General features: G+C 25.6%; 12 protein-coding genes, 3 tRNA genes and 2 pseudogenes. 9 read left to right on the top strand and 8 right to left on the bottom strand.

Annotated features, from left to right (window positions below; translation table 11 throughout):
- Genes ICW73_00955 through flgB form a run of 3 tightly spaced genes read right to left on the bottom strand, consistent with a single transcriptional unit; the run spans position 1 to position 1,516 of the window.
- Positions 1-678 carry a flagellar biosynthesis protein FlgD gene (locus ICW73_00955; protein ID QNS02017.1) on the bottom strand — a complete coding sequence of 226 codons (678 nt, stop codon included), beginning with the start codon at positions 676-678 and terminating at the stop codon, positions 1-3.
- Positions 679-689: 11 nt separating this feature from the next.
- The gene (gene flgC / locus ICW73_00950; protein ID QNS02016.1) at positions 690-1,100 is read right to left on the bottom strand and encodes a flagellar basal body rod protein FlgC; all 411 of its coding nucleotides are present in this window, start codon (positions 1,098-1,100) and stop codon (positions 690-692) included.
- 5 nt (positions 1,101-1,105) lie between these two features.
- Positions 1,106-1,516 carry a flagellar basal body rod protein FlgB gene (flgB, locus tag ICW73_00945; GenBank protein QNS02015.1) on the bottom strand — a complete coding sequence of 137 codons (411 nt, stop codon included), beginning with the start codon at positions 1,514-1,516 and terminating at the stop codon, positions 1,106-1,108.
- Between the two features lie 270 nt (positions 1,517-1,786).
- Between flgB and flgA the strand changes: the two genes are divergently transcribed.
- The gene (flgA, locus tag ICW73_00940; protein QNS02014.1) at positions 1,787-2,437 is read left to right on the top strand and encodes a flagellar basal body P-ring formation protein FlgA; all 651 of its coding nucleotides are present in this window, start codon (positions 1,787-1,789) and stop codon (positions 2,435-2,437) included.
- Positions 2,438-2,743: 306 nt separating this feature from the next.
- Positions 2,744-2,917, top strand: coding sequence for a hypothetical protein (locus ICW73_00935; protein ID QNS02013.1), 174 nt, complete (start codon positions 2,744-2,746; stop codon positions 2,915-2,917).
- 38 nt (positions 2,918-2,955) lie between these two features.
- On the opposite strand, the pseudogene pyrC reads toward ICW73_00935, so the two are convergent.
- A pseudogene (gene pyrC / locus ICW73_00930) lies at positions 2,956-3,974 on the bottom strand (dihydroorotase).
- A gap of 242 nt (positions 3,975-4,216) precedes the next feature.
- On the opposite strand from pyrC, the gene murJ reads away from it, so the two are divergent.
- Together murJ and ICW73_00920 are read left to right on the top strand one after the other, a co-directional pair.
- A complete protein-coding gene (gene murJ / locus ICW73_00925; protein QNS02095.1) occupies positions 4,217-5,758 on the top strand; it encodes a murein biosynthesis integral membrane protein MurJ in 1,542 nt (513 codons plus the stop codon).
- 207 nt (positions 5,759-5,965) lie between these two features.
- Complete coding sequence (locus ICW73_00920; GenBank protein QNS02012.1) at positions 5,966-7,018, top strand: OmpA family protein; 1,053 nt, start codon at positions 5,966-5,968, stop codon at positions 7,016-7,018.
- A gap of 15 nt (positions 7,019-7,033) precedes the next feature.
- On the opposite strand, the gene ICW73_00915 is transcribed toward ICW73_00920, so the two are convergent.
- A tRNA-Ser gene (locus ICW73_00915) sits at positions 7,034-7,118 on the bottom strand.
- A gap of 152 nt (positions 7,119-7,270) precedes the next feature.
- Here ICW73_00915 and ICW73_00910 point away from each other — a divergent pair.
- Positions 7,271-7,341 (top strand) — tRNA-Cys (locus tag ICW73_00910).
- Between the two features lie 17 nt (positions 7,342-7,358).
- Positions 7,359-7,442: transfer RNA gene (locus tag ICW73_00905), tRNA-Leu, on the top strand.
- A 25-nt stretch (positions 7,443-7,467) separates the two neighbouring features.
- Here the strand turns inward: ICW73_00905 and rsmC are convergent.
- A pseudogene (gene rsmC / locus ICW73_00900) lies at positions 7,468-8,486 on the bottom strand (16S rRNA (guanine(1207)-N(2))-methyltransferase RsmC).
- A gap of 150 nt (positions 8,487-8,636) precedes the next feature.
- Between rsmC and minC the strand changes: the two are divergent.
- From minC to minE, 3 genes are read left to right on the top strand one after another with little or no spacing between them, the layout of a single operon-like run.
- The gene (gene minC, locus ICW73_00895) at positions 8,637-9,359 is read left to right on the top strand and encodes a septum site-determining protein MinC (protein QNS02011.1); all 723 of its coding nucleotides are present in this window, start codon (positions 8,637-8,639) and stop codon (positions 9,357-9,359) included.
- 24 nt (positions 9,360-9,383) lie between these two features.
- On the top strand, positions 9,384-10,196 hold the full coding sequence (gene minD, locus ICW73_00890; protein QNS02010.1) for a septum site-determining protein MinD: 813 nt from the start codon (positions 9,384-9,386) through the stop codon (positions 10,194-10,196).
- A 2-nt stretch (positions 10,197-10,198) separates the two neighbouring features.
- A complete protein-coding gene (minE, locus tag ICW73_00885) occupies positions 10,199-10,450 on the top strand; it encodes a cell division topological specificity factor MinE (protein ID QNS02009.1) in 252 nt (83 codons plus the stop codon).
- 130 nt (positions 10,451-10,580) lie between these two features.
- Here the strand turns inward: minE and tsaB are convergent, their stop codons facing one another.
- Entirely contained in the window at positions 10,581-11,246 is a 666-nt protein-coding gene (gene tsaB, locus ICW73_00880; protein ID QNS02008.1) for a tRNA (adenosine(37)-N6)-threonylcarbamoyltransferase complex dimerization subunit type 1 TsaB, read from the bottom strand.
- A 71-nt stretch (positions 11,247-11,317) separates the two neighbouring features.
- The gene (locus ICW73_00875) at positions 11,318-12,886 is read right to left on the bottom strand and encodes a TerC family protein (protein QNS02094.1); all 1,569 of its coding nucleotides are present in this window, start codon (positions 12,884-12,886) and stop codon (positions 11,318-11,320) included.
- Positions 12,887-13,006: the final 120 nt, after the last annotated feature.

Here is a 13,006-nt window from a genome sequence, read left to right as displayed (position 1 = left end):
TTATTTTAAAATAGCGCGAATTTTCGAAAGTTTTGTATTCCCTAAAATACCCAGATCAATTATAGGATCACCGGAAACTGTAATAATGCTATTTACTAAAGCTTCATTTAATATAGAAACGGGAACTAATTGTTCTTTGTTTGCCGCTTCAACAAAAACATTATATCTTCCTGTTGACGTATCTTCATTATTTAGATTTTTTCCATCCCATTGAAAGATATGTACACCTGGTTGTACATTTTTAATATTTTGTAAATGTACAATATTGCCATTATTATCTTTTACTTGTATTTTTACGGTTGTCGCATAACCGATTAGTTCTATACCAAATTTTGTTTCAATACCGTGAGTGTGTATCATTTGCGTACTCGGTATCATAACACGACGTCCAATTAATGAGGATACTTGAACATTGCGATTTTTTTGAATTTGATTAGAAACATTATTTACTGCATTATTTAATTTGTCGATTCCTATTGCTGAGTTAATTTGAGCTAATTGAGATGTAAGATCAGTATTTTTAATGGGATCAGTTGGATCTTGATTTTTAATTTGCGCAATTAATAAATTTAAAAAATTCTTTTGCAAATCCAATGAAGTAGAATATTTTTTTGCATCGTTATATACTGTTTCAATAAAACTGTTATGTTCATGTGTGTTGACATCGATAATGCTCATTTTAATCTCCTTTAATCATTTATAGTTAGTGTTTTCATGATCATTGTTTTAGCAGTTTTTAATACTTCTACATTTGCTTGATAATTTCTCGATGCTGATATGTTGTTTACCATTTCAGAAATAGGATTAACATTAGATGACGTAACATAACCTTGTTTATCAGCTGTTGGATTGTTAGGATCATAAAATATTTTTATTGGGTTGTCATCGTTAATAACATGTGATATTTTTACTCCTCCGGTATATGAATTTATAATAGGATCAAACTGGAAAATTATTTTCTTTCCAATATATGGATAAAACTTTCCATGTTTATAAGTAAAACTATCCATGTTAGCTAAATTGCTTGCAATTACCTCTATTTTTTTTGATTGTGCAATCATTGCTGAATTTGCGATATCTAATACATTAAGAAAAGACATATTTTTTATCCCTGTAATACCTGTTGAATATTTTTGATATCATTTTTCATAAATACTAAAATTGATTGATATTTTAAGCTGTTTTTTAAAAAATTCACTCTTTCATAGTTCATATCTACTGTATTTCTATTAGACTTGATCTGCTGTTGAATAACAGGTTGTATATTGTAAAAAAATGTATTTTTTACTTTTGGATTTAAATGGCCAGAAGATGTATGTTGCAAATTTATTTTTTTGTAATTTTTGCTTGTTTGATTTATCACGTTTTTTAGCGTTTCCTTAAAATTTATATCAATCGCGTTGTATCCTGGAGTATCTACGTTAGCAATGTTTGATGCTAATATTTCTTGTTGCTTGGAATATAAATTTAACATATTTTGATTAAAGTCAAACATATGGTTAATTTTTGTGAACATATTCGATCCTTGTGAAATTAACGGTAAAATATACAGACAAAATAAGTTTTTTATTTTTTCTCTTTTCGTATACAGGTTTGACGAGTATTTATACATACATTTGTTGATAAAAATGTAATGTATATAGACATAAAAAAATAAAATGTGTTTTATTATACCTGTATTCAATATTTTGTTTCAAGGAAATGATGACATAATGTGTATACAAATGTTTTAAAACGTTATAAATGTATTTTTATAATAATTAAAATTAAGGAAAAAATAATACTAATGAAAATCATGATTTACTTTTTTTTGTTTTTTTTACCTTTAGAAGTTCATGCAATTAGTTTAATTGATCAATTGAATATTTTTTTTAAAACCGAATATCCTAAAAATAAAAACAATATTGATATAATTATACACACACCATTAAAAAAATATGTCTCTTGTAATAAACCTCGTTTTACGATCATAAATAGTTCGAATAATTTTAGTTTATTTAATATTTTATCAATGTGCGGTACACACAAACAATATTTAAAAGTTGAATTGCATACGAAAAGAGAATATGTCATTTCCAGCAAAAAAATTTCTAAGGGACAAAAAATACGAGAATCAGACTTAAAAAGTGTGATCGGACGTTTAGATATGTTGCCACATCATGTATACTTAAAAAAACAGGATCTTGTTAATAGTATTAGTGCATGTGATATTTTACCACTTCAGCCAATTACATCTTTTATGACGCGGCCTTTTTGGTCAGTAAATGCTAATCAACAGGTTGCTGTAATCATTAATGGTATTGATTTTCGAATTATTACTCAAGGAAAATCGTTAAATAATGCTTTTATCAATGAAAATGTGCGTGTAAAAATAGAAAACGGAAAAATTGTTGATGGAGTAGTTAGTAAAGATAGAGAAGTGGTTATTAATTTGTAATAATTAAAAAATTTTTTATTGCTGTAAAAAAATATTTATGTAAATATATTATAATAAAAATTATATTTTTAATAATAAAATGAAAAAAATAATAAAAATACTAGAAAAAATAATGTTTCATCTGTCTATGTTAGAAGATATATTGCATCAAGAAAATAAATTGCTACATTTAGATTTTGACAAAAGTCTTCTACATGTTATAAAAAAAAAAAAATATTATTTCAAGAGTTTTATATATTAAGTGAAACGCGATGTTTATTAGAAAAGAAATATAATGTTTTTTCACCTTATTTATGTATTGATCGGTTGAAACATAAATGGGATAACATCGTTATTAAATGTCGTTATTTAAAAAAATTAAATTTAGAAAATAAAGTGCTTTTGAATAAAAAAATTTATCTTAATCAGCGTTTTTTAGAGTTATTTGATTTTCATAAAAATGAAGTTATTTATGATTCGCATGGCGAATTAACAAAATAATAAGCACGCATGTGAATAACGTATAAAATGTTTAATTTTTATCTTTCAAGCGACCAATTTAATTTTTCCTTCTCAACATGGAATAATTACATCGTTATTCAATTTAATTTTTTAAAATTTTATATGGTTTTTTGATAATTGTAATAGTTTCTTGATTTATAGGTAAATTATAAAAATTAGGACCGTTTCTGAACAAAAAGATTGCAAATGTTTTAAGGTATTCATTTCTTCCAAAATAGTTACGTAAGATAAAAAGGAAGAGGGTGTGTTAAAGATACCATCGCAACCATGAGTGTTAATTGTATCTTTGTTAAAATGTGGTGCTGTATCGCTTCCTAAAAAAATGCTTATCGCCACTTGCATGGCGTGTTTTAATGTTCTTTGATGTGTATTTTTTTAAAATCGGTAAACAAATAAAAATATGGTTGAATACCTTTTGAAAATATGTTGTTTCTATTACATATTAAATGATGCGGTGTAATCGTACCTCCTAAATAAGAAGAATTGCTATTTCTGATATATTTAACATATTCTTTAGTAGTCACATGTTCCAAAACAATTTTTGATTTTGGAAATTGTATACGTATATTATTCAAAATATTTTCAATAAATTTTGCTTTTCTATCATAAATATCGATTTTTTTATTCATGTCTTCATCATGAATTAATAGTGGCATACCAATTGCTTCCATGCATTGTAAAATATGAGTAATACAACTAATATTTTTATACCTCTTGTTGAATTCGTTGTAGAATACTGAGGATATCATTTTGCAGCGATAAAGATTTTTTGCTGAAACCCTTTTTCTAGATCTTGTAAATTTGTAGTATCAGTTAGGTAATAAGTCATTAATGGTTGAAATCTTTTTTTTAATGGCATAGATTTTAGAATTCTATTACGATAAGCAAGACCTTTTAAACAATTTGTAATAGGATTTTTAAGATTTGGTATAATTACTGCTCTCTTATAAAATTTTCCAGTATATTTAATTACCTTTTTAAGAATTTTTTCATTTCGTAAATGTACGTGCCAATCATCAGGTTGTATTATCGTTATTTTTTATACATTTATGTTTTCACATTTTTTTGTAAGATACATAGAATTAAAATAATATGTTTTCACAGACGTTTAATAAATTTTAACATATATTGAAATATTTAAGTATTTAAAAACTTTATTTAATTATATGTTATTTTTATCATAGATAATGTTTAAAATAATCATTTTTTATTTATAAATTTAATTGGTATTTTAACTATTTAAAATTCATGTTTTTTAAAGTTTTAGGTTATTTTGGAATGAATCTTTTAAAGTCTTTAATTTCAGTTGGTTCAATAACTTTGATATCTCGTGTATTAGGTTTTTTTCGTGATGTTCTAATAGCTAAAACATTTGGAACGTCTATGTTTACTGATGCTTTTTTTGTAGCATTTAAAATTCCAAATTTACTGCGTCGCATTTTTTCTGAAGAAACGTTTTCGCAGGTATTTATACCTGTTTTAATAGAATATAAAATTTTGTATAACAAATATTATATGAGGAATTTTATTTCTTCTGTATTTGGTTTAATTATTTTTGTATTGTCTGTTTTTACAGTATTAGGTATGTATTTTTCACATTCTTTAATTTTAATTACTGCTCCAGGATTTACTGCATTTTCTGAAAAAGCAAAATTGACTGAACATTTGTTAATTATGATTTTTCCTTATGTTATTTTAATTACTTTAACTTCTTTTTTTTCATCTATTTTAAATACTTGGAATTATTTTTCTGTGTCTGCATGTGCTCCAATTTTTTTAAATTTAAGTATAATTTTTTTTTCTGTGTTTTTTAATTCTATTTTTAATCCCCCTATTTTTTGTTTGGTTTGGGCTGTTATAATAGGAGGAATTTTACAATTTTTTTATCAATTTCCATTTTTATATAAAAAAAATATATTGGTTATGCCGAATTTGTATTGGACAAATCCAGGATTGCTAAAAATATTAAAAAAAATAGGACCATTAATTTTAAATGTGTCTATGACTCAATTGTCTTTAGTTATTAATACTATTTTTGGTTCATTATTAAGCCCAGGAACAATATCTTGGATGTATTATGCTGATCGATTAATAGAATTTCCAATAGGTATTTTAGGTGTATCTTTAGGTACAATTTTATTTACATCTTTAACAAAAAGTTATAAAAATGGTATCATGTCAGAATATAAGAAATCATTAAATTGGGGTTTAAAAATTGGTTTTATGTTGGCTTTGCCAAGCTCGATTATATTATTTTTTCTTGCTAAACCATTGATTATGATTCTTTTTCAATATGGTAAATTCACAGAACTTGATGTTTTAATGACAAAAAAAATATTAGAATCATATTCCTTGGGTTTAATATCGTTTATTTTAGTTAAAATTTTATCTTCAGCGTTTTATGCTTATGAAGAAATTAGTATTCCAACAAAAATTTCAATTATAACTTTGTTATTAGGACAATTAATAAATCCAATTTTTATTTTTTATTTCAAACATACAGGGCTTGCTTTGTCTGTTAGTATGTGTAGTTGGATCAATTGTCTGTTTTTATATTTAAAATTACGTGAAAAAAATGTGATTAATTTTGAATACAGCGACATAATGTTTTTTTTTCGTACAATTTTATCAACATTGATAATGACATTAATTTTATGTTTAATGTTATATATAATGCCGTCTTGGAATATAGGAACTGTTTTTAGTAAAATAATACGCTTATGTTTTATTTGTATTGTTTCAGGAATAGGATATATTAGTGTATTAAATATTTTAGGTACTCGATTATCGCATTTGTCTTATAATATATTAAAATTATAGTGAAAAAATAATATTTCATTTTTAAAAAAATAAAAATTATGAAAATCATCAATATAATTCTGTGTTTTATAAAAAAATATTAAAATTAAATCATGCTCTATATTAATAGAGAAATTTTTTTTACAATTTATTTAACCAATTCAATGATTTTCATAAGAATATTTGATTTTTTTAATTATTATATTTTATATAACAATGGAGTTTAAAATGAAAAAAATAGCTTTTTCTATCACGTTGTTATTAGCAAGTTGTGTATGCTTTGGGCAAGAAGTAGAAAAAAATCCATGGTACTTAGGTTTGAGCACCGGATTATCTCGTTTTGATCTTTCAGAAAATAATATTCATAATTCTAACAACATGAAGTATACTTTTTTTACACGTGATTCTATGGAACCAAGTTTTAGTACATTTTTAGGATATGAATTTAATCCATACTTTTCTGCTGAATTAGAGAATAATTTTAGTGGATATTTTTCGCATTTATTTTTAAAAAAAAATACAAATAAAAAAAGTATGCAATCTAACAGTGTGCAACTTTTAACAAAATTATCATATCCAATTACTCATTCATTGCACGTTTATACTAGATTAGGTGGGGCATTATTTTTAGATAATTTAGTTTCCAAAAACAATAAAATAACATTTTTGAATGTAAAGCAATCATTGTTTCCTAGTGCTTCTTTAGGCGTGGAATATGTTTTTAAAGATAGATTTATTACTAGATTGGATTATAATTTAAAAAGTAACATAAAAAATATGTCTGACATATCTGTTAAACCTACTATACAAGGAGATGCGACTTTATCATTTGGATGGAAATTTGGCGGTCCTAATAGGGATAATTTTCCTGTTTTTCACAGTCATGAATTATTGAAGCAACAATATGTTACGTTGAATGAAAATATTAATTTTCCATTTGATAGCACAGCATTAAAGTATAATGCCTATGATAAATTAGAAAAATTAGATAAAAACATAAAAAAAATGAATTTAAAAAATATTTCTGTTGTGCTATTAGGGTATACTGATAGAATTGGAACTGTGAAATACAACAAGAAATTATCTGAAAAACGTGCTAATACGATTAAAAATTATTTAACGTCCAGAGGGATATTAAAAAAAGATGTGACTGTTCAAGGACTTGGAAAAACACATCCACTAACTGAGAAAATTTGTAAAAATATAAAAAATAAATCTTTATTAATTAGTTGTTTATCTCCAGATCGTCGTGTAGAAATTAAGGTTTTATCTTATAAGTAAAAATTTATGTTTTTTTGGAGAGAGAGGGATTCGAACTCTCGGACGATTTCTCGTCTGCGGTTTTCAAGACCGCTGCCTTAAACCACTCGGCCATCTCTCCAATAAAAAAATATATACTACTTTAATATTTAGTTAATAATAAATCATTATATTGTTCTATGTAAAGATAATTTTTCATTTTTACATGAATAATTTTTACAAAAATTTTATTTGTAATTTAATATTTTTTTTTTTATAATAGAAATAAGATCAGGCGTGTTGACAGATTGGATATGTAGCGGATTGCAAATCCGTATAACCCGGTTCGATTCCGGGATACGCCTCTAGCATTTTATTTTTAGCCCGGATGGTGAAACTGGTAGACACAAGGGACTTAAAATCCCTCGGCTTTATAGCTTTGCGGGTTCAAGTCCCGCTCCGGGTAAGATAAGATTTATATCAAGTAAAAATTAGTTTAAAAACGCTTGATAAATTTTATATTTATTAGTTTTTTCAATAACAAAACATTTTTTAAAGGTTTTTTTTAAAATTGAGCTGTAATTATAGCAACTGTTAGCAACAAATCTTAGTTCTCCGTTGAAATTTAAATATCTTATCGATTCATGTATTATTTTTTTTGTTATATTAAAATTTTTTTTTAAATCTTCGTGAAATGGAGGATTAGATATAATTAAATCAAATCTTTCAAATATATTCGAATACACATCACTTAATATCACCCTTCCATCCAATTTATTTATATTCAATGTCGATTTACTACATGTTAATGCAAATATACTGTTATCTATTAAAGTTAAATTTGCATAAGGTGAATAATGTAATAAAGATATAGATAAAAAACCTGATCCACAACCAACATCTAAAACACTTCCATTAGTTTTTTTTGAAAAAGTAGATGCAAGTAATTGACTTCCTATATCTAATTTTTTATGGCCAAATACACCTGGTAATGATTTTATAAAAAAATTTTTCCACGCATGTATTTTAAAATGTTTATTTAAAGTAAATTTAATATTTTTAATTAAAATACCAAAAATTAAAATGCAATGTTTTGCATTATCTATTTTTTTGAATATGACATGTTCTTTTAATATCAACAGTGCGTGTTTTACACCGCTAACATTTTCTCCAACAATAAATATTTCAGTATTAATTGTAAAAAAAGATAATAAATGTGTTAATTGAAACTCCGCTTCAGATTTATCTTTAGGCCAATAATAAATTATTGTGTTATAGTTTTTTGTTTGTTCTCGAGATATAAATAAACTACTGGATACATTAGTGTGTTTATTTTTATCTTGTTTTTTTAAGTTAATATGAAAACTGTACTTTTGAAAATGTATTTTTGTCTTGATAGTTAATAATAAATTGGGCAAATTATCTTGTATATTTCCTGAAAAAAAAATATTTTTTTTTTAAAGATATTTTGGTGACGTAATATCATTTGACTACTTTTTGAGAATAACAAAATTATGATAATCCTTATATCGTTCTAATACATTTAAAAATCACTCTTTTAAATTTAAAAAATAGAAATTGTTATCATATATAATTTATATTATAATTTAATTGAATAACATTTTATATGTATATCAGAAAATATTGTTGAGAAATACATATGCATAAAACATCTATTAAATTTACAAGTAGCGATTTTACATTATTGGTATTACATTTAAATAATTATAACATAGATATTATTAATCAATCATTGTATAAAAAAGTTCAAGAATACCCGCAATTTTTTAAACGTGCTCCAATTATTGTCGATGTTTCAAAGTTACACTGTTTAGACAATTGGGAAAATATACAAAAAATTATTCTTACTCATGGTTTTTTTATATTAGGTGTTAGTGGATGTAAAACTGCTGATTTTAAAAAAAATATTATAGATTCAGGATTACCCGTTATTTCTGAAAAAATAAAAATACATAAAAATTGTCATGTAAAATCTATTTATCGTACCCCTGTTATTTTTGATAAAGAAGATAAAGATAAAAAGAAAATAATAGGAAAAACACATATTATAGATGTACCTGTCCGATCAGGACAAAAAATTTATGCAAAACATTCTGATTTAATTATCGTAAATAATGTTAGTGCTGGAGCAGAATTAGTCGCAGATGGCAACATTCATATTTATGGTGTTGTTCGAGGAAGAGTACTAGCGGGAGCAAACGGAGATACTACAAGAAAAATATTTTGTACAGAATTATTTGCAGAGTTAGTATCTATTTCAGGTGAATATTGGCTATCAGATCAGATACCAACAGAATTTATCGGAAAATCAGCGCAAATTTATTTAAAAAATAAATTTTTGACTATAAATGCACTTCATTAAATTGTTATTTTAAGGATTTTTTATATGACACGGATTATTGTAGTAACTTCAGGAAAGGGAGGCGTAGGAAAAACTACTTCAAGTGCAGCTATTGCGACAGGCTTAGCCAAGAAAGGAAAAAAAACAATTGTTATAGATTTTGACATTGGATTAAGAAATTTAGATTTAATTATGGGGTGCGAACGTAGGGTAGTATATGATTTTATCAATGTAATTCAAGGTGATGCTGTACTTAATCAAGCATTAATTAAAGATCGAAAAACAAATAATTTATTTATTCTTCCTGCTTCCCAGACACGAGATAAAGATTCTTTAACACGGGTAGGTGTAGAAAAGGTATTAACTGAATTAAAAGAGATGAAATTTGATTTTATTATTTGTGATTCACCCGCAGGTATTGAAACTGGTGCAGTTTTGGCAATATATTTTGCAGATGAAGCTATTATTACTACTAATCCTGAAGTATCTTCAGTTCGAGATTCTGATCGCATTTTAGGTATTATTTCTTCTAAATCAAGAAGAGCAGAGCAAAACAAAAAACCTATGAAAGAATATCTTCTTTTAACGCGTTATGATCCTATGCGTGTAAAAAAAGGAGATATGTTAAGTATGACAGATGTTTTAGAAATTTTGAGAATACCAATAATTGGTGTTATTCCAGAAGATTCTGCTGTCCTCCGATCTTCTAATCAAGGAGAGTCGATAATATTAGATAACAATTCAAATGCAGGACATGCTTATTGTGATACTGTTAATCGTTTGTTAGGTGAAGAACATTGTTTTCGTTTCGTTCAAGAAGAAAAAAAAAGTTTTTTACGACGTTTATTCGGGAGATAGATATGTCTTTATTGGATTTTTTTTTATCCCGGAACAAAAATACTGCTGATATTGCGAAAAAAAGATTACAGATTATTGTTGCAGAAAAGAAAAGGTGTAAATATGAGCCGGATTATTTTCCACAATTAAAACGTGAAATACTATCTGTAATTTGTAAATATGTTAATATAGAACCTAATATGGTAACAGTTCAATTAGAACAAAAAAACGAAGATATTTCTATTTTAGAATTAAATATTATTTTACCAGATTAAGTAGATATTTAAAAATATGCATTTAAAAGAAATAATTTTTTTTAAACAATGTATAATTTTTAATTTCGCTAAAATATAAATACAATCCATACTGAAGTATATTTTATTATTTTAGTATAGATTGTATTTTTTAAAATATGTTATGCAAGTAATTTAAATTATTTGTAATATTGCTAAAAAAAATTTTGTTTTGAATATTTAATAATGCAAACGGAATTATATCTTTTGCGTTTGGTGAAAAAAATTTAGCTTGATTTTTATATAATATTTGTTCGTATTTACAGTCTTTCCATCCATGTCCAACAATAGTCCATACATCTTTTTCATTTTTAATTGTATTTTTCAGAAGTGATTTTTTTAATAACGATTCTGTTCGTTCGCCTATCCAAAAGGATTGATTATCTTTTATATATTTTGCCCAGTATACTTGTTTAACATTTGCATTAATAATCACAATGATTTTATCTTTTTTATATTTTCTCCAAGCTTTTTCTGCCATAATTGCTAAAGTTGATACACCAATTATTGGAATATTCAATATAAGAGATAAACTTTCTGCAATACCTGATGCGATTCGCACGCCAGAAAAACTACCTGGTCCTTTTGTAAACGCAATATAATTTAATTCTGTTAAAATAATATTACTTTGAATTAAAATCTTGTGAATCATTGGTAGTATTTTTTCTGTATGTTTTTTTTGAACATTCTCCGAAAGAGAATAAATACATTTTTTTTTATATATTGCAACTGAACAGTAATCTAGTGCAGTATCAATTGCTAAAATTACACTATTCATGTTTTATTTTTCAATTTTTATTGATTTGTTTTAATATATCAATATATTATGTTTTTAACAATAATATAAAATTATTCGCATGTTTTATTTTTTTTAACAATTCGAACTAAATCTATGCGATATTCTGTTGCTTTAATGATATGAAAATAATAAGAGTGAATATGAATAATCTCTCCAGGGAGTGGTAGTTGTCCCTTTTGGGATATTAAGAGTCCACCGAGAGAAGCGCAATGATTTTCTTGAACTAATTCTTCAGTATTAAGTAATTGTTGCAAAGAATGTAAGTCTGTTTCACCTTTAACTAACCAACTATTATGTTCTTTTATAATATCTGGTGTTTCATCTGCATCTGGAAATTCTCCCGCTATTGCTTCTAATACGTCTAACGGTGTGATTAATCCTTGTATTACACCAAATTCGTTGCTAACAATTACAAAACTACCTTGAGATTGACGGAGCACACCAAGTAGATTAATCGGATCGAGAGTGTCTGGAATAATAATTGGGGGTATTTTAGAACAAAAATTGTATATATCTATTTTTTTTTCAATAGCTATTAACAATTCTTTAGCACGTACAATTCCTATGATTTCATCTATTTCTCCCATACATACTGGAAATAAACTATGAGGAGTATCTAATAATTGCATTCTAATATCATGAGCGTTTTTTTTTATATCTACCCAAGATATCTTTCTTCTTGGTGTCATAATACTTCTAATAGAACGACCTGATAAAGTAAGTACACCATTCAGCATATACCGTTCTTCATCTTTGAAAATTTCCATGTCTTCTAATATTTGATGTGATGTATTTTTTTGATTTTCTTTATCTTGTATATTTATTTGCGTGTTTTGTTTTTTTTCTTTAATAATTAACCGTGAAATCATTTCTGCTACTCTTTGTCTCATTGGTTTTCGAGATTGACTTTTTATAAAGTTATAGCGAGCTATTTGATTAAAAATTTCTATTAATACAGAAAAACCTATTGCTGAATATAAATAGCCTTTTGGAATGTAAAATTTTAGCGCTTCTGCAATTAAATTAAAACCAATCATTAGTAAAAAACTGAGACATAAAACAACTACGGTTTGATGAAGATCAACAAATTTTGTTAATGTTTTAGATGCAAATGACATTAAAATTGTTGCTAAAATAACTGCTATCATCATAGTTAGTAATTGATTCATCATACCAACAGCTGTTATTATTGCGTCTAAAGAAAACACTGCATCTAATATAACTATTTGTGTAATTACTCCCCAAAATCCAGCATAATTTTTACTTTCAGAGCGATCACAATCATGATATTCCAATCTTTCATGTAATTCTATTGTTGCTTTAAATGATAAAAATAAGCCACCACTTAATAAAATTAAATCACGAATTGAAAAAGTAAAAAAATTGTTTTTTAAAATTGGCGAAGTAAGAGTGACAATCCAAGATATTAATGATAATAACGCTAAACGCATTATTAAAGCTAACCCTATTCCGATTAAACGCGCTTTGTCTCTTTGATTAGAAGGCAGTTTTTCTGATAAGATAGCTATAAAAATTAAATTGTCGATTCCTAAAACTACTTCTAAAAGAATGAGTGTTAATAAACCAGCCCAGTTCGATGGATTTAAAAAAAACTCTATCAGATAAACTCCGTAAAAAAATAAAACAATATTATGTTGAGTTTTGTATAACAATGAATATTTAAGTTAAAATATTATGCATTTATTTTGTTTGTTTTTTTTAATACTAAAAAATATTTT

Source organism: Buchnera aphidicola (Pentalonia nigronervosa), assembly GCA_014622685.1.
In the GTDB taxonomy this organism is placed as follows: Bacteria; Pseudomonadota; Gammaproteobacteria; order Enterobacterales; family Enterobacteriaceae; genus Buchnera; species Buchnera aphidicola_BD.
The sequence above is the reverse complement of the archived record's forward strand: the minus strand, read 5'-3'. Positions and strand labels throughout refer to the sequence as shown.